The organism is Peribacillus sp. FSL K6-1552 (assembly GCF_038005205.1).
GTDB lineage: Bacteria > Bacillota > Bacilli > Bacillales > DSM-1321 > Peribacillus > Peribacillus butanolivorans.
Genome location: NZ_JBBOST010000001.1, coordinates 2,701,254 through 2,722,538 on the forward strand (window position 1 = coordinate 2,701,254; position 21,285 = coordinate 2,722,538).

Here is a 21,285-nt window from a genome sequence, read left to right on the forward strand (position 1 = left end):
GAAATGGAGATGGAGAAAATGGGGAAATTATTGTCTTCTTTGGATAGTGCCATTCAACAAATTGAGGATGGAGCAACGATTGTTGTTGGCGGTTTTGGATTAAGTGGAATTCCAGAAAATCTAATTCATGCTTTGCGTGATAAAGGTGTAAAAGATTTGACTGTTATCAGCAATAATTGTGGAGTCGATGATGCAGGTCTCGGAATATTGTTGGAGAATAGGCAAATCAAAAAAATGATTGCTTCTTATGTAGGTGAAAATAAATTGTTTGAGCAACAATTTTTAAATGGAGAACTGGAGGTTGAGCTAGTTCCTCAGGGGACTCTTGCTGAGCGTCTAAGAGCGGGTGGAGCAGGTATTCCTGCTTTTTATACAGCTACTGGAGTTGGGACAGAAGTGGCTGAAGGTAAAGAACATAAGGAATTTGATGGTCGCACTTACATTATGGAAAAAGGGATAGTCGGGGACTTCGCCTTTATCAAAGCATGGAAGTCAGATCCGTTTGGTAATCTCATTTATAGAAAAACGGCAAGAAACTTTAACCCAGTTGTAGCCACCGCGGGGAAAATTACGATTGCCGAAGTGGAGGAGCTTGTCAATATTGGAGAGCTTGATCCAGATGAAATTCATACTCCTGGGGTTTATGTACAAAAAATCTTTGTAGGAAACCATTATCAAAAACGAATTGAAAAACTTACAACCACTAACGCATAAAAAGGGGGAGTTTTCGAATGTCAAGACAACAAATATTAGAACGGGCCGTAAAAGAAATCCAAGATGGTATGTGTGTGAATTTAGGAATCGGCATGCCGACCTTGATTGCTAACATGATTCCTGGTGACCTCAATGTCATGCTTCAATCGGAAAATGGCTTACTTGGAATTGGGCCTTATCCAAATAAAGATGAAGTGGATCCGGATCTGATTAATGCAGGAAAGGAAACAGTAACGGCAAAAGCCGGGGCTTCCTTTTTTGATAGTGCTGAGTCGTTCGCGATGATTCGCGGCGGACATATCGATCTTGCCATTTTAGGTGGAATGGAAGTTTCCGAAAAAGGGGATTTAGCTAACTGGATGATCCCTGGGAAGATGGTAAAAGGAATGGGTGGGGCGATGGACCTCGTCCAAGGGGCAAAACGAATCGTTGTCATTATGGATCATGTGAACAAGCATGGGGAATCAAAAGTGAAAAAGAGCTGTACACTGCCATTGACGGGAGAAAATGTCATCCATTGCCTGATTACTGACTTGGCAGTTTTTCAATTTTCAGAATCAGGTATGGAATTGATCGAATTGCAGAACGGGGTTACACTTGATCAAGTGAAAAGCAATACTGAGGCTGAATTTACTGTAAGCTCGTCTTTAGAAATAAAGGGGTAAGTAAAAAAAGTCAATACTTGAACTGCCCTAAGTAATTTGAGGCACCTGTAAAATACCTATATAAACCTGCATTTCATCCGAAAGCGTGCATAATGAAGTTGAACTTATTTCATTTGCACGCTTTCTTTGTAATCATTTTTTTATGAATGGTTGTTTGTTTCGCGAATATCTCTCATTTCAAGATAAATTATAGTGGATTCCTCCATTTTTAGAACAGAGTGAACTATACATTCTGTTCTATTTGACCTTTGTAGAGTGATACGTCATGATTTCTTTTGCTCGCTTTCAATCTTTTGCTTATGTGTTTGTAGTTATATTATTCCGAAACGCCAGTTTGAAGAATGTGAACTTCAGTTTCTACTTTTATCGTCATATTAGGATAAATCTTTTTCCATTCTTCATATGTCATTCTTTTATTTTTGGCATGATATTTCTCCTTTAAGCCAATCGGATCAATGTTTTTTTTCTGAAAATCATTAATAAGTTTGTTAGCTTCCCTAGTTAAATCCTGTTTCATTGCCATTTCAATTTTTTTAATCATTTTTCTATTAGTTAGGTTTTCACTTCTCATGGATTCCTTTACTTGACCTTCAATTTTGATTTTAATCGTGATGGAGGGGTCACTCCCTGAGTCTGAAACATTATAACTTGAACCACTTCGGATACTCTCTACCACAATTTCGCTTTTTTTCTTATCTTTTAAACTGAATTTATAAATTCCTCGTTTATGGGATTGAACTAAAGTCTTAAATACAAACATATCTTGGGTTTTCACTTTACTCACTATTTTATTTTCGTGTAACAATGCCACTCCAGAAACCATAATATCGTTATTACGTTTTTTTAATAACGGAAGAAACGCATCTCCGCCATCTGCTAGAGCGTCCTTTAAAAAAATATGGAGATTAGTATCCGGTCCGTTACCAGACTCATTTTGTTGAGTAATTAAATCGGCTAAAAAAATGCCAATATTCACATTACTATTAGGAGATTTTGTATAAATGACATCTTTAACCTTTCCTTCGACAATTGCCAAAATAACCCTGTTCCCAAGTTGGGGTTCACGGTAGATATAATCGGTTAGCTCTGTCATTCCAATTTGTTGAACGATTTTCTCACTAAAAAAAACGATTCGTGTCTGTCCAAGGAGCACCGGCTTATTTGCCTTTTTTGATACAATAGCTTGAACATCACTCGTTGTCGTTGATTTTCCACTTAAGATTTGATATTTCCCCATCTTTTCTTGTTGAAAGATGGGGATGACGAACATTCCTTCGATCATATCATCTTCTGTTAAATCGTAGCCAATAGCCTGGGCCATATTCACTTCGTCGACTACTTTCTGTTGTGCACAACTGCAAAGAAGTGAATAGATTAAGATAACCGGAAGTACTTTTCTCATAAACGGTTCCTCAATTTCTTTGTATAGATGATTAACAAAAGAAGAGGCAAGTATAAACAAATGAAGTACAGGCCATATGGATTGATAATTTTATTCAAAATATAAAGGGAATCCATATCAAAAACAAAAATATTGATAAGCAGAATAATAATACACATACCCCATAATGGATACTTTTGCTGAACATTAAATAAGCGTTTAAATCCCCTGCTGGCAGCCCATAATGAAATGGTCATATTGGGTATGATAACTAAGGTCCACCAAGAGATCTCAATATATTCGAAACGTTGAATAAAGGGCAACTCGACAACGCTAGTCATTGTCAGTGTCGGCCAAATAGTCAGGACTAACTGTTTTTGTGAATAAAAGACCAGTGAAACTAAATAAATGAACACGGTCAGTAACGTAGTTGTTAAGGCACCTCCATGGGCATATTTTTGTGAAGTTTTAGCATCTTTGATAAACGGATAAAACATCAGAATCAATTCAAATCCAATCATGGTTAATGAATTATCTTTTACTCCTTTAAGTATATCTAAAATGCTGTGGTCAAAAATAGGAAGCAAATTCGTAAATTCAGCATATTTCATAGCATAGATAAGGTCAAATAGAAGCCAGTATGTCAACAATACAGTTAAAAAGGTAACGCCGGTAACAGTTCGGAACCCCCCAGAATTTATGTAATAAATCAGAATTAGAAACACTAAAGCAAATGCCCAGGAAGGTACTTCTTCAAACATCCAAACATGTACGACATTTATATAGCTAATTATTACTGTCATCCCAAGAATCAAAAAGTAAATGATGAATAACAGACTGAAGAAATTCCCAAGCCATTTCCCTAATGCCTGTGTATTGGCGGAAATGATATCCCCTGGAACGATACTGAATATTTTATAGATGATCCAAATCATAATATGAACAATTAGCCCTGCTAGAATTATGGAGATCCAGCCGTCCGTCCCCGCCGACTTCGCTAAAACTCTTTGGAAACTCAACACACCTATGCCTGTTTGCATGGAATGTACTAAAAAAAACACATAGAATGGTGATACTTTATATTTATCATTTACACCAGCTTGGTTCATACAGTACCCTCATTTTTTATCACTCATTAAAATCATTCTTTCTTTTTTTTGATGTTTTTTGCTTTTGTGGTTGTCTTGTCACATTCTCTGTTCGTAAATTTACAGGTCGTGACTTGAAAAAAATAAAAGGAAGTCGAACAAAGCTGTCTTTCCAATCTTTAATGCGAAACGGGTATATTGGTTCTAGGTAAGGATGTCCCATTGAAGTCAACTTAATAAGATGTGTCATTAAAAACACGGACGCAATGGTTATCCCAAGCAAACCCCAGATTTGTGCCCCTAGTAGAAAGGGGAATCTAAGTAATCGAATGGCATTTCCCATTTTATAAATTGGCGTTACAAATGATGCTAGTGCCGATAAGGCGACAATGATTAATAAAATATTACTTGTCAGTCCAGCTACAACAGCAGCCTGACCGATAACAATACCGCCGACGATACCTAATGTCTGACCTACCTTTGTTGGTAACCTAGCGGCGGCTTCCCTTAACAGTTCAATTGAAATCTCTAAGAATAATGCTTCAATTAAAGGAGGGAAAGGTATCAAATTCCTTGAAGCAACGATCGTCTCCAAAAGGTCTTTAGGAATCAGTTCATAATGAAAGGTTAGCACGGCTACATAAAGAGGTGTAGCGAATATGGAAAAAATGACCGCGAATATTCTTAATAATCGGAAGGCGGAAGCTGGAATCCATGGCATATTATAATCTTCCATGGTAATAAAATACTCCAATAAAATGGTTGGAGCAATTAGTGCAGAAGAAGACCTATCTATCACCATGGCTACCTTACCTTCAGACAAAGCACTTGCAATCCGATCGGGTCTTTCCGTATGTAAAAAAAGTGGGAATAGAGTATTTGAATCATCATAAAGCATTTGAGCTAGATTGGATCCATCCAAAATTTCATCGAACTCTATTTCATTGATTCGTTGTATAACGGTATCGACATTTTCCTGTTCAACAATTCCTTCTATATATATAACAGCTACTTTTGTTTTAGATAAGGATCCTACAGTTAATTCCTTTACTTGTAACTCTGGGATAGGCAGTCTTTTTCTCACTAGATTCAGATTGATATCAATATCTTCGACAAAAGCTTCTTGAGGACTAATGATTCCAAATTCAAGCTCGGGTTTACCAATTTGTCTTCCTTGTTTGGAGGCAATATTTATCAACAAACACTCATCGAGGTTCATATCTAAACGAATGGCAATTTCGCCTCTCATCATCCTTTCTTCAATTACCTTCCTAGTGCTAGTGATTAGAGTATTCTCTATGGGGATATTTTCTTTAATTTGTTCCAAACTAATCGTTTCTAAAGTTGGTATTACAGATAGTACGCTCTCATGTAGTTCTTGCCCGTCAATTAAAGAGCGATAAAAAGATACCCAATAGCCAATTCCCTTTAAGTTGCCTTGATGGTTTATAAAATCATTTGATGACGAAAGGGAATTAAATAGGCTTCGTATATCGGAAACCTTATTAAAATCGTCTTTTCGATTTAAGTTTTTTTGGGAATTTCTGCGGTTAAACAACATTTCCACCTCTAAACTTAAGCTTATTATCCTATTATTCCAATTTCATCCCATATTAACCTTATTAGAATATAATTGTAACTTGATTCGTGAACGGTATATTACTTGGGTACAAAGCCGAATAGAGCCACTAGGGCCTATGCGTAAAGTGTGTCATTCGGAAATCATTTTATTCTAAATAAGGATTATTAATCGACGAAAGGATGGGGGGGTGTTTTGAGGTGTAGTCAAGATTGATTTTCAGCATGATAGAAAACTGTGTAAGATATATCGATTCAAAATTAAGAGCTTTAATAGTTGCTGGTTAATTAGATAAAAGGCAGAGGCAGGCACAGGCTAAAATAATTCTAATAGTATTTTATAAGATGGAAGGGAACTAAATAATCTGATTCAAAATCACAAGAAAGTCCCGAATTGGCCTACTTTAGTAGTATAGAAAGGGACTTAGTCGACTGGACCGAGCCTATGAAGTCCCTTGAAATGGGAAAAATCTGTAGCTCTTTAGCTCTTGTAATGATTTAGCCATTGGCTTTTCAAAAAGTTAGATGTGCAAAAGTTAAAAATTCATTACAAAAAAAGTACTCTTTAATTGTTCAACGAACTTGGCAGTTTAGTGAAATATGAAATATAACAAAAAGAGCATTGGAATCAGATTAGTTAGTTGTAAATAACCAACCTGTTTTCTCGTAGTCAGATTTCTTTTTTAGTTGATTTAATAGGTTTTGAATTAATTACTTCGTATGATATCCCCTTCAAAGATATCTAATATCCAACTTTTTATATCAACAATTCGTAAATGATCAATGCTTTTATCGGTCCCTGTAACTATCATTGGTGTGAGTGAATCATCTTTGTGCATGGAACCGTGTGCACCCCCTCCAGCATGTTCTGGAGAACTTTCACCTATAAATTCGTAGCCGGGTTTAGCATCAACTATTAGAAAATCTCCTTTATGTGAATGTAATGCCCCATATAATCTTGATAATCCATCAGGGTAATTTCTGTAGGTAATATGATGATTACTCTTTATATTTAGATCTAAAATTGCACTATTTCCTTTTATATACCAAGTTTGATCATAAACATCTTTATAAGGTCCACCCGGTTTAAATTGAAAAACTTCCTTGTTAGCTCCCGAAATTACTTGGATCATTTCGTTTTCTTTCCATGCTATCCATGCAATCCGTGAATCTGCTTGCAATTTACTAGCTATATCCTTTATAGAGAAACCATTATTTATTTTATATACATATGCCATTCGTTCATTCGCTGTAATTACAACTTCATCATTATTTCGAACTGTTTCCCCCAGCTTTACAACATGATAATTCGATAGGGACTTTCTTAAGTCAATTAAAGCTTCCTTTTTGTTCTTTTTAATTGATGATTGCTTGCTGTCCCCAATAATGATCCAAATGATATTATCAAGAGCGTTTTCCCACTTTGGATAAACATTTAATATTTCTTGTAGATGTTTATCAAGTTTCTCAATCCCTTTCGTTGTCATAGGGCCCTTTATATGAACTGAATGATCGTTTTCTGGCATGTACATAATTGTAAATTCAGGAAGTATATCTTTCTTTAAAAGGTACTTAAATTCTTGAGCAGAAAATGCATCATTAAGTCCCAATCGATTCACCACATGCTTATTTTTCGGGTCCAGATTGATAAAATCTCCAAAAGACAATATTTTTGGTCCATTGGTTCGATATTGATCAGGCAAGGGAGTCATTTTTGCCAAGATCTTCGGGGTTTTTAAGGTATGGTTATAATTCCCCCTGTAAATTAAAGCATTTATAGAAGCAGTTTGTACCCCATTGTTGTCTAATTCTTCATGTATGGTTTTAACATTCGAATCGAGATCCACATTATTAAATTGAAATAGGCTGTTTTGAGCAACGTGAGGAACTCCGTACTTCAAGGTTTCAAAAAATCCGTTTCCGTAACTAATAATACGTTGTTCGTCTTGGTTAAACCAGACAAGACCAGGAATCTTATGTTTGTCTGGATTAGTACCAGTTATTAAAGTACTGTCAATAGTAACTGACATTGTTGGATAGGAACTTACCAATCCTTTACTATATTGACCATGCTTTAGAAAAAATCCTAGGGCGGGGGCTTTATCCTCCTGTATGGCTTTTTGTAAAGGTTCGTCCATTAATGAATCAATAACAAGAAGGACAACTTTAGGCGAGGCGGAGTCCTTTGTTTGCATAATTATTGGAGAATTCCGCTCATTCTTTGAACCAAGATGAGAGCAACCAGTAATCACTATGATTGAAAGGAATACAAGAATTAGTAAGCGATATATCATTAGGACTCCACCTTCGTTTTGCAAGTTTTCTTCTTCAATTTTATTATTTGCATTTTCTTCACATTCATTATAGAAAGTCAGAAATAAGTATTTACTTGTGGAAAATCAAAAACTGCTTCGAGCCGGCAGTTGACCTGAGAGAAAGGTAAAGAAATACTCTAACATCATGTACATGTCACTTCGACATATAATTCTTCAGTAAGAATTTGTCTTTATCGTTGTTCATTTTAAGAGCTTTTTTCTTAAGAAAACAATAACTAAAATACAATCTGACATTTGGTATCATGGGCATCCTCCAAAGGAAGAAGGGGAATGTTGTCTAGAAAATTGATGTTATTGTAAACGCCTTTAAACTAGGGTCTAAATGATTGCTCACTTTCGTGTATAAAACTGGAAAAAGAGGAAACTAGTATTAACTCGATTAACCAAAGGAGTTCACCATGAGAAGCAAAACCTTGCATATTAAATTGGATCAAAAGCTGGAAAATCTAAAATCTAAAATCTAAAATCTCTAATGGTTATGCAGGATGATGTAGTTTTTAAAGAGGTCATTCCAAGTTTTGAAAGCTCCGGTTTATTTGTTTATATAAATGGAACGATGGATTATCCATCATTTAATGAAATAGTCCGGGACTTATCAGCAGCCCAGGTTGTATCCAATCATCCAATCTCTATCGAGCAGTCGGTAATTTCTAAAATTTGTTCAGTCAAGGAACAGAAGGTTAGCACTTATGAAAAAGCCATGGAATTCATTTTTGATGCTCCGGATAGGGTTCGAACTTGCTCATATAGGAATCCCGGAAGTGCTCGTAGGAATAATTCCAGGCGATGGTAGAACGATTAGCTTGCCTCTTCTCGTCGGCCATGGTGTTGCTGCTGCAATTTCATATTTTTAAAAAAATGTTATTGGTAGGCTTGTTACTTCATGTGCAACTCTAATTCCAGATTGAACTGCTCCCTCTATCCAAGCAGGTAAAGTTGATGTATGTTCGCCGGCAAAGTGGACTCTTCCTTCAGGAGTTGGAACGTATGGAAATAAGTCTGTTTCTTGACCAGGTTTAAACATTGAGAAAGCCCCAGAGGAATACTGATTTAGTGACCAGCTATAAGAAACACCTGTTAAAAACAGAGTATATATTTGTTTACCACGTACTTTTGCCAAGTTATTTAAAGCATTTCGAATACGATCTCCTTCAGGAAATTGTTCCCATTGCATTGTATCATCTTCCCACGTATAGCTGGCTAAAAGAATTCCAGACCCAGTTGAGCCTATTAAATGGCTTGGATAGTAGCCAATTTTAATGGGTAAATCAGTTATTATTTTTCCTCCAAGAATCCATTCCTTTTCCCAAAATCTCTGTTTGAATTGAAGACCAATTTTTGTAGAAGCAACATATTGAAGTTCTCGAATGGCTTTCCACTTCTCATGTGAAAACTACAAACGACACCCATTATTATAAACTCATCAATTTAGAAAAGAATCCGTAAAGAGAGAGTTATTTTAATTTGAGAGTTCGAAACTGGGAAACTAAATAGATAGTCACATCTACTCTTTCTTAAATAGAAAAAATAAAAGCATAAATCTTGTCTCTTTCTCCGATGTATCTTTGAGAATGCATAAGAAGCAAGATTTACGTTGTAGTTAAATAAGTCGAATTCATTGATAATGGTGCAGTTGCAACGGAACGGGAAATCAAAGAAAGCGCTCAGTGAAGAGTATGATCTGACCCCGTCCTCCCTTGTCCGGTGGATTCACCAGGATGAAAAGTCTGGTTCCTTCCAAGAGAAAGACAGCCGTTCACTCGAACAGGAGGAGCTTTTAATGCTGCGAAAAAAGCTTGAGCAACAGCAGATGGTGAATGATATTAAAAAGTAAGTTGCGCATTCTCGGAACACTAGGCTACGTAGGCCGATAGTGTTTAAAGGATAAAAAGCTCAAAATTGTATCATAATATAACCATATACTAAAAGTTTACATAGGTGATTTTAGGTCCCATGTTTAGGAGGACGGGTTTATAGAAGCAAAATATTGCAGAGAATCAAGGGTGATAAGAACAAGTCGTATATTCCCAAATGATGTGAACAATCATAATACATTATTTGGCGGCCGGTTAATGAGTGACGTAGATCAAGTAGCATCGATTTCTGCAGCACGACATAGCCGAAGAGAATGTGTAACTGCTTCAACAGATTCAGTTGACTTTTTACATCCCATTCGAACAACAGATTCAGTTTGTTTTATATCTTATGTGGCATGGACAGGCACATCTTCAATGGAGGTATTTGTGAAAATTATTGCAGAAGATTTAAAAAGCAGTGTACGTAGAATTGCAGCGACTGCTCTATTAACATTTGTTGCACTTGATGAACATAAACGTCCAACACGTGTTCCACAAGTTATTCCGGAGACAGAAGAAGAAAAAAAATTACATGAAACGGCATTAGATCGAGCAAGTATGCGGAAACAGAGAAAACAAAAAAGCAAAGATGTGGCTACGTTTTTAAATGTAGATTATCCTTAACTTTCATATAGAAGATAAAACTTATAACCTACGAGGTGCAAAGACGATAAATCAAAATGTGAGGAATGAAAAAAAGTTAATTCAGTTACAGGATGATTTATTATTCACAGGAAGTGATTGATAAGAAGGTTCAAAGGGTATTTAGGATCCTGACATATTAAATACATATATATAGGCTAGTACCCGTGCTTTTAATCTGATGTTTGTGAAAATTCCTCCTAAAATTGGGCAAATGTCAATGCCGACCGCAAATACACACATAGACTACTATATTGTAGGGTATGTGTGTATTTTTATGAGAAGGAAATATTTATTATTTGCACAGCTATAATAAAATCGCCGTTCGTACATGCAATCTAATCTAGGTTAAGAAGCGATCAACTGGAAATAATATATCCCAAGAATAACCTCGACAGAATAAATGAAATTTAATACTCAAATAACGGTAAGCAACCTACAAAATTCCGACAAAAACTCAGAAAACATAGTATGTGGAATTTTATTAAATATTTTCCTTTTATGCGGAGATACTATCAGGAGACAAAGGTTAGAAAGGAAGACAGTATGGATCATATACAAATGGCCCGTGCGATGTTCGGGACGAATATGGCTGTACATATCATTTTTGCAACGATTGGCGTCGGGTTGCCGATGATGATGTTGGCGGCAGAATTGATGTATCAAAGGACAAAAGATTTACAGTATGTTGTCATGGCCAAACGCTGGACCAAAACTTTAGGGGTGTTGCTTGGGGTTGGGATTCCGACTGGTACGATTGCGGGTGTACAACTGTCACTTTTATGGCCTGGATTCATGGAAGTGATTGGGCGAGTTATGGCGCTTCCGTTCCAGATAGAGATTTATGCATTTATGATTGAAGCGTTGTTCATGTCCATCTACGTGTATGCTGCTGAAAAAATCAAGCCATGGGCTCGTGTCGTGAGTTTATTCTTTGTTGCTTTTGGAGCAATGGCATCAGCTGTCTTGATTTCCAATGTACATGCTTTTGAGGGGACACCGGCTGGGTTTCGGTTTGAAAATGGGGAAATTGTCGATGTTGATCCTTGGGCGGCTTTTTTTAACCCAAGTTTCTTAGTAACAGCAGGACATACTGCACTGACAGCTTATACAACAGGTGCTTTTGTCGTTGCGGCAGTTGCAGCCTATAAGATGTTGAAGAATAAATTTGGTACTACTGAATTTAATTTTCACCAAAAAGCATTAAAGCTCAGCATTGTATTAGGATTGGTCTTCTCTTTTTTGACGGCACTTAACGGTCACGCGACGACCCAGCATTTATATAGGGAACAGCCGGAAAAATTGGCGGCCGCAGAAGGCTTGTTTGAAACAAAGGACCATGCAGGACTTACTTTATTCGGCTATACCGACAGGGTAGCTCAGGAAGTGAAGTATGGGATTGAATTTCCATGGTTATTAAGCTTCTTATCAGGCAATAGTTTTGATACAGTCGTTACCGGTTTGAACGATTTTCCAGAAGAGTATTGGCCACCGCTTTATGTCCATATTTTATTTAATGCTATGGTCATTATTGGTTCAGGCTTAATCGCTTTAGCCTTGTTCGCTTTAGTCTGGAATAAGTGGTTGAAGAAGGATACTTATCCCAGATGGGTTCTATGGCTGTTTGTTGCTGCAGGCCCGTTATCGGTGATTTCGATAGAATGCGGTTGGATTTTTGCTTGTACAGGCAGACAGCCGTGGACGATATACAGGATGCTTTCCACTGCGGATTCAGTGACTTCCTATGAAAATCTAGGGTTTTTATTCACGATGTTCATTCTTGTATATATCATTTTATGCGTATCCGTCGTATTTACACTTTTGTATTATTTCAAACGTCATTCTGTGATGGATGATATATATAAAGCCGAACAGAAAGATGTGAGGCTGTTCGATTCTAATTCATAAAAGGGGGGAAAGCCAATGAGTGATGCTCTTCTTGCAATAACGCTAGTGTGGGGTTTTATTTTTCTTTATGCAATTATGGCTTCGATGGATTTTGGAGCTGGTTTCTGGGCAATGACTTACATTAAAAAGGAAGAAACGAATGCTACAAAGATAGCAAACAGCTATTTATCTCCTACATGGGAAGTGACTAATACCTTCGTAGTTGGCCTTGTCGTTGCCATTTATAGTTTGTTTCCGGGGGCAGTTTTTACCATTGGGGTAGCATTAATTGTTCCCGCAAGTTTAATTTTAGTGCTTCTTTGTATTAGAAGTGCGTTCTTAGTTTTCTCACATAGTGTCGACAAGTATGAAAAAGCATTAACGTATATATCGGGGTTAACTGGATTAATCATTCCCGGGCTACTAATCAGTGTTTTGCCGATTACCCATCTTGGGTTTGTTGAAGGAATGCGAGGAAATGAAGAACTTAATCTTTTCAAGCTTTTCACAAGTCCAAATGAATATGCCTTTATGGGGTTCGGAATTTTGAGCACGCTGTTTTTATCATCGTTACTTCTATCTGATTACTCAAAACAGGCTGATGAAATGAAAGCATATAAAATATACCGGCGGGACGCGATGATAACGGGGCCGCTTATGTTAGTCATGGCAATGATGGTGATGATTACATTAAAAAGTGAAGCGAATTGGCTCTACGAAGGGATGATGAAAAACTCTGCGTTATTACTCATTTCGTTAGTCTTTTTTATCATTAGCGGAGTGACTCTATATCTTCCTTATTTTTCTAAACGGGAGGTTAAAGGAATGCCGCGAATCGCTGTCATAGCGATTATCATTCAGTATTTGGTCGGCAGCTATGTTTATGGGATTGCTCATTTGCCATATATCATTTATCCGAATGTAACAATCCTCTCAGGTTTTACCGACCCGACGTCATTCCGGGCAGTGTTTGCCACATATATTGTAGGCTTTGCGATTTTAGTTCCAGGTTTCTATTATTTCTGGTCCATCTTTATGAAAGATCAACGTCGAAAATTCAAACGGCGACAAATGACGAATTAGTATATCTTCTAAAAGCGAGGTTATCACTATGAAAAAGTTAGATTTGCTAAAATATGCAGTTTTAGTCATCTCACTCTTTTTAAGTTATCAAGCAGTTGAAGCACATGATAAAAATTTTCAAGTTGATGGGACCTATATTTCGACAAAAAGAGATGTCACAGGTGACCAAAAAATAGATATCATCCAGGTTCAAGGATTGCCGTATGAGAAAGGAAGCAAGTTTCTTAAAAAAATAGAGCTGAGTGTTGAAAGCAACCGCCGTACAATTAGCGTACCTCTAAAAGCAGGGTATAATCCCGACCTCAAGCTTGCTGACTTGAATAAGGATGGGGTTCAGGATGTTTTAGTCACGGTTTTGATGGAAGGTACTGATCGCTTGCTAAATAGTTATGCCTTCACGTTCAAAGATGGAAAAGTTCAGGAATTAGAGGTTCCGCCATCTGTACCTGTAATGGCTCAATTTCTTGACGGCTACAAAGCGGAAATCATTATTGAAGGGCAAAAGCCTGTGGTGATAGATGTCAGTTCAAGAAAACAAGAATATGAAGAATTAGGTATTTATCAAGATGGAAAGTTGAATGAACCGACCGAGCTTTTGGTTGATCCCTACTCGTCATTGAACCCCAAGACCGTTTTTGGAAAAGGAAAGGGCCTTGTGGGGGTTCAATATGTGAAAGGGGCCGACGAGCGTGATCCGTTGATGGAGATTAAATCAGTATGGACCTACAACGATGGGTGGAAACTTGTAAAGGCCCAGGTTAAACCAATCAAGGTAAAGAAGAAAGAGTAGTCAGTGCACAAGGCTTGAGGAGGAGTGGGATCTTGAAACACCAAAGGAGTTAATTCCACTCAACTTATCCAGAATTTAAACATCTTGTTTGCTATGTATCACCAAGGCATTATTGGCTTGAATAAAATAGGAGACAGCTCTTAAGTATGAGAGCTGTTTTTAGTTTGTAATTAAAAATTGACAAATATAAAATATTTGGTAAAATCTAAATAAATCCAGTTTATGTATAATCACACTATTTCTCTTAATATGACTGGATAAAATGTAAGCGGATACAACAGGAGGTGCTGTCTTACGGAGCTAAAAGAAAAAATAATCGAAACATCGCTGACACTCTTTGAACAGCATGGTTTTCATGGCGTCTCCGTTAACGAAATTGTAAAGGAATGCGGAACAAGCAAAGGTGGTTTTTATCACCATTTTTCTTCTAAAGACGAACTCTTATTTGTCATTCATGATTACTTTATTTCATATGTTTTAACGAAAGCACAGGAAGCCATTTCAGCAAGTGCCCACCCAACAGAAAAAATGCAAAAGATTATTCAATCATTTGTTAAAGTTTTTGACCTCTATAAACCACACATCTCAGTTTTCTATCAAGAAAGCATATACTTAAAACCACCTTATGTAGAAGCAATCAAAAAAAAGCGTCAAATGTATAAAGAAATCATATTTTCCGTAATTCAAGAAGGAATTGACAAGGGTGAATTCCGCAGCGAACTGCCGGTTGAAATCACCGGAATGTCTATTTTAGGCATGGTGAACTGGTCCTATAAATGGTACAAAAGGGACGGGGGAAAAACAATCGAGGAAATTGGAGAAATTTACGTCGATTTAATATTACAGGCATTATTAACAGATAAACAAAAAAAAGACGCAATAACCCAGCCATATTTACTAAAAAATCAGATGGTTGTGGATTAACAATAAAATCGCTTGTATTTCACAGACCAACTAGTCGGTCTCATTAGAAAGGGGAATAAAGAAATGGATTTCTCACTTACAAAAGAACAGCAGATGATTAAGGATATGGTAAGAGATTTCGCTGAAAAAGAAATAAAACCAATTGCGATAGAACTGGATGCAAAGTCTATGTTTGCAGAGGATGTATTCAAAAAAATGGGGAAGCTGGGGCTACTGGGGATTCCATTTCCTGAAGAGTATGGTGGTTCAGGCGGAGACACGATTTCGTATGCTATTGCCGTTGAGGAGGTTGGCAAGGCCTGTGGAGGCACCGGTTTAAGCTATGCAGCAGCCGTTTCACTTGGAGCAAGCCCGATTTATTATTTTGGTACCGAGGAACAGAAACAAAAATATCTTATTCCAATCACGACCGGTGAAACATTGGCAGCTTTCGGGTTGACCGAGCCGAATGCGGGATCTGATGCGGGCGGTACGAGAACGACCGCAGTATTAGAAGGTGATGAATATGTGATAAATGGCGAGAAAACATGGATAACTAATGCAAGCTATTCCAGAACTGTCACCGTAACGGCTGTATCGGGAAAAGACAGTCGAGGCAAGAACATCATCTCTGCATTCATCGTCCCAACGGATACACCGGGAATAACAATTAATAGTAATTATGAAAAAATGGGAGTTCGAGCTTCAAATACATGTGAAATCATTCTTGATAATGTTCGAGTGCCAAAGAAGAACTTATTGGGGGATCCAGAAAAAGGATTCAAACAGTTTTTATTCACTTTAGACGGTGGAAGGATTTCAATTGCCGCGTTGGCGGTCGGTATTGCGCAAGCAGCTTTTGATAAGGCTTTAGCTTTTTCAAAAGAGCGAGTTCAATTCGGTAAATCTATTTCAAATTTTCAAGCAATCCAATTCAAACTTGCTGACATGGCGATGGAGATTGAATTAGCAAGAAATATGGTATATAAAGCTGCGTGGTTAAAAGACAATAAAAAACCTTTTGCGAAAGAAGCGGCGTTCGCTAAGCTTTTTGCAAGTGAGACTGCGTTCCGAACGAGCAATCAAGCCATACAAATCCATGGCGGGTCTGGATATATGCGGGAATATGAGGTGGAACGCTATTTAAGAGATGCTAAATTACTAGAAATTGGGGAAGGGACATCAGAAATTCAAAGAATCGTAATCGCCAGACAATTGGGCTGTTAATCTTTTTCGAACGCAAATGAACCAAAATGCTTCTGTTCATTTTGGTGAAAGGCAGATTATTTCTATACAGCAAGAAGCGTTCATACTTACTTTTACTTATTGGGAGGAGTTTGATGTCTGATTTGCTAGATGTTACTATCGGAAAACTGCTTGAAAAGACAGCTGAAGAATACGGTAATAATGAAGCGGTAGTTTATCACGAACTAGGTCTTCGTTATACGTACAGTGAATTTGAAAAAGTTTGCCGGAAGGCGGCCCGTGGTTTCATGTCACTTGAGATTGAAAAAGGGGAACATATCGCCATATGGGCGTCTAATAAACCGGAATGGCTGATTTCCCAATTTTCAACTGCAAAAATGGGCGGTGTGCTGGTTACGGTCAATACAAATTACCGCACAAGTGAACTCGAATATCTGCTTCATCAATCGGATGCGACGACGATAATCCTGATGGAACAATTTAAGGATCATTCTTATATAGATACGCTTTATGAGATAGTTCCTGAATTGAAAACGGCTAAACCAGGAAAGTTACAATCTGAAAAACTGCCAAAATTAAAGAATATCATTATCTTAGGTGAAACGCGTTATCCTGGTACGTTTTCGTGGGAAGACGTCATAAGCGGAAGCGAATCGGTTTCGGAGGAGATGCTGGACATCCGAATGAAGGACCTTGCTCCTGAGGATGTCATTAATATGCAATACACTTCAGGGACGACTGGATTTCCAAAAGGGGTCATGCTGACACATTCGAATTTAGTCAACAATGGGCTAAATATTGCAGCTTGTATGAAGCTTACAAAGAATGATCGGCTTTGTATCCCCGTCCCACTGTTTCATTGTTTCGGCTGTTCCCTTGGTACAATGGCCTCTGTTACTGTTGGAGCCACAATGGTGCCAATCGTAGAATTCAATCCACGTACTGTACTTCAGACAGTGGAAGCTGAAAAATGTACGGGGCTTCACGGGGTGCCGACTATGTTCATTGCTGAATTGAATCTCGATGACTTCGATCAGTATGATTTACGTTCATTACGGACTGGAATAATGGCTGGCTCCACTTGTCCGATAGAAGTTATGAAAAACGTGGTGGATAAGATGGGAATCTCTGAAATCACGATTACCTATGGTCAAACGGAATCGTCCCCAGGAATTACGATGACCCGTACCGATGATCCAATTGAACTTCGTGTATCCTCAGTGGGAAAGGCTCTTCCGAATGTGGAAGTGAAGATCATTGATCCTAATAGCGGAGAAGAAGTCAAGCGGGGCAGACAAGGAGAACTCTGTTCAAGAGGATACAATGTCATGAAGGGGTATTATAATAATCCGGAAGCGACGGAGCAAGCGATTGATTCGGAGGGCTGGCTCCACACAGGAGATTTAGCGGTGATGGACGAAAACGGTTATTGCAAGATTACTGGCCGACTGAAAGATATGATTATTCGCGGCGGGGAAAATATATACCCGCGCGAGATAGAAGAATTTCTCTATCAGCATCCTGCTATAGTCGATGTCCAAATCCTTGGTGTTCCCGATCAGAAGTATGGGGAAGAGGTAGCGGCATGGGTCATTTTGAAAGCAGGAGAAACCTTGACGGAGGAAGAATTGAGAGCGTATTGCAAAGGGAAAATATCTTTTCACAAAATTCCTCGATACATTCAATTTACTGATGGATATCCAATGACTGCATCTGGGAAAATTCAAAAGTATAAGCTTCGGGAGCAAACTCTTGAACTATTAACGGAACGTACCAAATAAGGGGGATATCGAATGATTCGAAAAATTCTTATCGCAAACAGAGGAGAAATTGCATCACGTGTAATCCGTACGTGCAAGAATTTGGGAATTAGTACTGTCGCTGTCTATTCCGAGGCAGATTCGGAAGCACCATTTGTAGAATATGCGGATGAGGCCTATTTATTGGGAGGGTCCAGAGTACAGGAAAGCTATTTAAACGTCAAGAAGATTTTAGAAATAGCTAAAGAAACCGGTGTAGATGCCATCCATCCAGGATACGGATTTCTTAGTGAAAATGCAGATTTCGCTCGCTCATGTGAAGATGCTGGATTGATTTTCATTGGACCCAAACCTGAAGTTATCCAGCAGATGGGCAATAAAGTTGAAGCGCGAAAAAAGATGGAGCAAGCAGGACTTCCATTAGTTCCAGGGTTCTCACGGCCATTAATTGATAGCGCTGAAGCAGCGGCAGTTGCCGAAAAGATAGGGTATCCAGTTATGTTGAAAGCGTCAGCCGGCGGCGGTGGTATCGGTATGCAGGCAGTTGCAAATGCCGATGAACTATTAAAAGCATTCGAAGGGAATCAAAAACGTGCTCAATTATTTTTCGGTAATGGAGACATGTTCATTGAAAAATTGATTGAAAAACCCCGTCATATCGAAATTCAAGTATTAGCAGATGGATTTGGAAATGCTGTTTACTTATGGGAACGAGAATGTTCCGTTCAAAGGCGCCACCAGAAGGTCGTAGAAGAAGCCCCTTCTTCTTTTCTTGATGAAGAAACAAGAAAGCAGATGGGGATAGCCGCTGTAAAAGCGGTGAAGGCTATCGGGTATTGTAATGCGGGTACCCTTGAATTCTTAGTTGATGCCGATAAAAACTTCTATTTTCTAGAAATGAATACACGCCTTCAAGTCGAGCATCCGGTCACTGAGGAAATCACAGGACTTGATCTTGTTGAACAGCAAATTAAAATTGCTTCAGGCAACAAACTCGACTTTACACAAGAAGAGGTGAAAAGGGAGGGGCACTCTATTGAAGTGCGCATATATGCGGAAGATCCCAAAACCTTTTATCCTGCACCGGGGAAAATTAGCGGTTTGAAACTTCCTGAAGGTGAAGGGATTCGTCATGAACTGGCCGTTCAGAACACATCGGTCGTTTCACATTTTTACGATCCTATGATCGCCAAATTGGTAGTAAGCGGTGGTTCGAGGAATGAAGCCATCGATAGATTAAGAGAAGCATTGAACACCTATAAAATAGATGGAATTAAAACGAACCTTCCTCTACTTAAGGAAATAATCGTCCATGAAGCTTTTTCTAAAGGCGATACAACAACGGACTTTATTGATAAATATATTAAAAAAATTACTGTATAAACTGTTTGTCGGGGACCGGGAGGGAAGACCGATCCGTTTATAAAAACTAAAGTTATTTGGAGGAATATGATATGGCAGAATTAAAAGCAAGTATGGCAGGAAGTGTATGGAAAATCGTAGTGGGTGAAGGTCAAAGTGTTACCGATGGACAGGATATCATAATCTTAGAATCCATGAAAATGGAAATCCCCATTGCTGCTGAGGAAGCGGGTACTGTTAAGGAACTTAAAGTAAATGAAGGGGATTTCGTAAATGAGGGCGACGTTTTGGCCGTCATTGAATAAAGAGACGGAGGGGTAAAATGAATTGGCCTGAAAAAGTAACCATTAAAGAAGTGGGTCCGCGTGATGGGCTTCAAAATGAAAAGGTCATTATACCGACGCAAAGAAAAATAGACTGGATCAATCAGCTTTCTGATACTGGTCTTTCCTATATTGAAGCCACTTCTTTTGTACATCCAAAATGGATTCCTCAATTGAGTGATGCTGTGGAGGTAGCCAAGGGTATCAATAGGAATCCAGATATCACCTATGCGGCTCTTGTTCCGAATCAAAGAGGATTGGAGTCGGCCCTAGAAGCGGATATTGATGAAATTTCAGTTTTCATGTCATCAAGTGAGACCCATAATCTAAAGAATATAAATAAAACGATTTCAGATACCTTTCCTGTATTAAAGGAAGTCATCGATTCAGCAGCAAGAAGCAGGAAATCAGTTCGAGGATATGTTTCAACCGTATTCGGGTGTCCTTATGAAGGCGAGGTTTCAATCGAACAGGTTTTCAAGGTTTGTGATCAGCTGTTTGAATACGGAATCAACGAGCTATCATTAGGAGATACCATCGGTGTCGCATCTCCTAGACAGGTAGCCTTATTCCTTGAACAGGCTGTAAAAAGATACGATATAGACCGAATTGCTCTCCATTTTCATGATACAAGAGGCATGGCTCTCGCTAATGTCCTCAAATCACTAGATTATGGAATTAAAACTTTCGACTCCGCGCTCGGTGGTTTAGGGGGATGCCCATATGCACCAGGTGCGAGCGGGAATGTAGCTACGGATGACCTGATTCATATGCTACATAATATGGGGATTCACACGGGAATCGATCAAGGGAAACTTATAGGTGCAGCGTCTATGATGCAAAGCTTCTTGGAAAAACCATTGCCTAGCCATCAGATGGCTGTCTATAACGCGCAATAAAAAAACATGAGGTGAAACTATGACATCGATAGTAGAGATTAGTCATGAGGAACAGGGAATTGCCATTGTGACCTTAAATCGGCCGGATGCTGCCAATGCGTTATCCACAGAACTACTTCATTGCTTATACGAAGGACTGAATGAATTGAAATTACAGTCTAATCTGCGGACAGTCATACTAACAGGAGCTGGAGAAAAGGCATTTTGTGCTGGTGCAGATCTAAAGGAACGAGCAGGGATGAATGACGAGAAAGTCAGGGAGACATTAAAGCTAATTGGTGACACGATTACAGCGGTTGAAAATCTTCCAGTTCCAGTCATTGCTGCAATTAATGGCTCCGCTTTTGGCGGAGGACTTGAGCTTGCTCTTGCCTGTGACATTCGCATCGCATCTGAAACGGCAAAGATGGGACTGACTGAAACTGCGCTTGGAATAATTCCAGGCGGTGGAGGTACTCAGCGGTTGCCGCGGATTGTCGGAATGGCGACTGCGAAAGAACTGATTTATACGGCAAGGAGACTGGACGCTAAAACGGCACATGCCATGCAAATCATCAGCCATATGTACCCGCCTCAACATCTGCTTGAGGAAGCGAAAAAACTGGCTGGAGAAATTGCTGTCAATGCCCCTTTAGCACTAAGAGCGGCAAAAGCTGCCATGAATCAAGGGGCAGATACAGACTTGAAAACTGGATTGCAAATCGAGAAGGACTGCTATCAGACAACACTGCAAACCCGTGACCGACTGGAGGGTCTGTCAGCATTCAAGGAAAAACGCAAACCGGTATTTACGGGTAATTGATTTCAATTGA

Annotated in this window: 19 protein-coding genes and 1 pseudogene; 15 read left to right on the forward strand and 5 right to left on the reverse strand. The window is 38.6% G+C overall.

The features are described from left to right. Positions 1–18 precede the first annotated feature (18 nt). Positions 19–714 carry a CoA transferase subunit A gene (locus tag NST21_RS13095; RefSeq protein ID WP_340889493.1) on the forward strand — a complete coding sequence of 232 codons (696 nt, stop codon included), beginning with the start codon at positions 19–21 and terminating at the stop codon, positions 712–714. A gap of 17 nt (positions 715–731) precedes the next feature. Next, positions 732–1,379: a 3-oxoacid CoA-transferase subunit B gene (locus NST21_RS13100; RefSeq protein ID WP_340452664.1), complete on the forward strand. Its 648-nt coding sequence runs from the start codon at positions 732–734 to the stop codon at positions 1,377–1,379. 316 nt (positions 1,380–1,695) lie between these two features. On the opposite strand, the gene NST21_RS13105 is transcribed toward NST21_RS13100, so the two are convergent. From NST21_RS13105 to NST21_RS13120, 4 genes are all read right to left on the reverse strand, one after another. Beyond that, positions 1,696–2,781: a Ger(x)C family spore germination protein gene (locus NST21_RS13105; RefSeq protein ID WP_340889494.1), complete on the reverse strand. Its 1,086-nt coding sequence runs from the start codon at positions 2,779–2,781 to the stop codon at positions 1,696–1,698. Further along, positions 2,778–3,869, reverse strand: a complete 1,092-nt coding sequence (locus NST21_RS13110; protein WP_340889495.1) for a GerAB/ArcD/ProY family transporter — start codon at positions 3,867–3,869, stop codon at positions 2,778–2,780. The genes NST21_RS13105 and NST21_RS13110 overlap by 4 nt, the downstream gene beginning before the upstream one ends. Positions 3,870–3,888: 19 nt before the next feature. Then, positions 3,889–5,409 carry a spore germination protein gene (locus NST21_RS13115; protein WP_445670515.1) on the reverse strand — a complete coding sequence of 507 codons (1,521 nt, stop codon included), beginning with the start codon at positions 5,407–5,409 and terminating at the stop codon, positions 3,889–3,891. A 724-nt stretch (positions 5,410–6,133) separates the two neighbouring features. Beyond that, positions 6,134–7,744: an alkaline phosphatase family protein gene (locus NST21_RS13120; RefSeq protein ID WP_340889498.1), complete on the reverse strand. Its 1,611-nt coding sequence runs from the start codon at positions 7,742–7,744 to the stop codon at positions 6,134–6,136. Positions 7,745–8,451: 707 nt separating this feature from the next. Between NST21_RS13120 and NST21_RS13125 the strand changes: the two genes are divergently transcribed. Next, positions 8,452–8,616: a hypothetical protein gene (locus NST21_RS13125; RefSeq protein WP_340889499.1), complete on the forward strand. Its 165-nt coding sequence runs from the start codon at positions 8,452–8,454 to the stop codon at positions 8,614–8,616. Here the strand turns inward: NST21_RS13125 and NST21_RS13130 are convergent. Then, positions 8,613–9,137: pseudogene (locus NST21_RS13130) on the reverse strand (flavin monoamine oxidase family protein); the annotation flags it as partial. The gene NST21_RS13125 and the pseudogene NST21_RS13130 sit on opposite strands and share 4 nt — an antisense overlap. A gap of 243 nt (positions 9,138–9,380) precedes the next feature. Between NST21_RS13130 and NST21_RS13135 the strand changes: the two are divergent. The 12 genes from NST21_RS13135 to NST21_RS13190 all read left to right on the forward strand — a co-directional run bounded on the left by NST21_RS13135 (position 9,381) and on the right by NST21_RS13190 (position 21,275). After that, entirely contained in the window at positions 9,381–9,596 is a 216-nt protein-coding gene (locus NST21_RS13135) for a hypothetical protein (RefSeq protein ID WP_340889500.1), read from the forward strand. Between the two features lie 139 nt (positions 9,597–9,735). Further along, entirely contained in the window at positions 9,736–10,242 is a 507-nt protein-coding gene (locus NST21_RS13140; RefSeq protein ID WP_056519293.1) for an acyl-CoA thioesterase, read from the forward strand. Positions 10,243–10,806: 564 nt separating this feature from the next. Further along, positions 10,807–12,168, forward strand: a complete 1,362-nt coding sequence (locus NST21_RS13145; protein ID WP_340889501.1) for a cytochrome ubiquinol oxidase subunit I — start codon at positions 10,807–10,809, stop codon at positions 12,166–12,168. Positions 12,169–12,183: 15 nt separating this feature from the next. Next, on the forward strand, positions 12,184–13,230 hold the full coding sequence (locus tag NST21_RS13150; protein ID WP_340889502.1) for a cytochrome d ubiquinol oxidase subunit II: 1,047 nt from the start codon (positions 12,184–12,186) through the stop codon (positions 13,228–13,230). Positions 13,231–13,258: 28 nt separating this feature from the next. Further along, positions 13,259–14,020 (forward strand): hypothetical protein, encoded by a 762-nt coding sequence (locus NST21_RS13155; protein ID WP_340889503.1) that lies wholly within the window; start codon positions 13,259–13,261, stop codon positions 14,018–14,020. A gap of 312 nt (positions 14,021–14,332) precedes the next feature. Next, positions 14,333–14,944 (forward strand): TetR/AcrR family transcriptional regulator, encoded by a 612-nt coding sequence (locus tag NST21_RS13160; RefSeq protein WP_098174577.1) that lies wholly within the window; start codon positions 14,333–14,335, stop codon positions 14,942–14,944. A gap of 63 nt (positions 14,945–15,007) precedes the next feature. After that, positions 15,008–16,150, forward strand: a complete 1,143-nt coding sequence (locus NST21_RS13165; protein WP_340889504.1) for an acyl-CoA dehydrogenase — start codon at positions 15,008–15,010, stop codon at positions 16,148–16,150. Between the two features lie 113 nt (positions 16,151–16,263). Then, entirely contained in the window at positions 16,264–17,910 is a 1,647-nt protein-coding gene (locus tag NST21_RS13170; RefSeq protein ID WP_340889506.1) for an AMP-binding protein, read from the forward strand. A gap of 12 nt (positions 17,911–17,922) precedes the next feature. Continuing rightward, on the forward strand, positions 17,923–19,272 hold the full coding sequence (locus NST21_RS13175) for an acetyl-CoA carboxylase biotin carboxylase subunit (protein WP_340889507.1): 1,350 nt from the start codon (positions 17,923–17,925) through the stop codon (positions 19,270–19,272). Positions 19,273–19,343: 71 nt separating this feature from the next. Beyond that, positions 19,344–19,556 carry an acetyl-CoA carboxylase biotin carboxyl carrier protein subunit gene (locus tag NST21_RS13180; RefSeq protein ID WP_056519310.1) on the forward strand — a complete coding sequence of 71 codons (213 nt, stop codon included), beginning with the start codon at positions 19,344–19,346 and terminating at the stop codon, positions 19,554–19,556. A gap of 17 nt (positions 19,557–19,573) precedes the next feature. Beyond that, positions 19,574–20,473 carry a hydroxymethylglutaryl-CoA lyase gene (locus NST21_RS13185; protein WP_056519313.1) on the forward strand — a complete coding sequence of 300 codons (900 nt, stop codon included), beginning with the start codon at positions 19,574–19,576 and terminating at the stop codon, positions 20,471–20,473. A gap of 19 nt (positions 20,474–20,492) precedes the next feature. After that, positions 20,493–21,275, forward strand: coding sequence for an enoyl-CoA hydratase (locus tag NST21_RS13190; protein ID WP_057215481.1), 783 nt, complete (start codon positions 20,493–20,495; stop codon positions 21,273–21,275). The last annotated feature ends 10 nt before the right edge of the window (positions 21,276–21,285 follow it).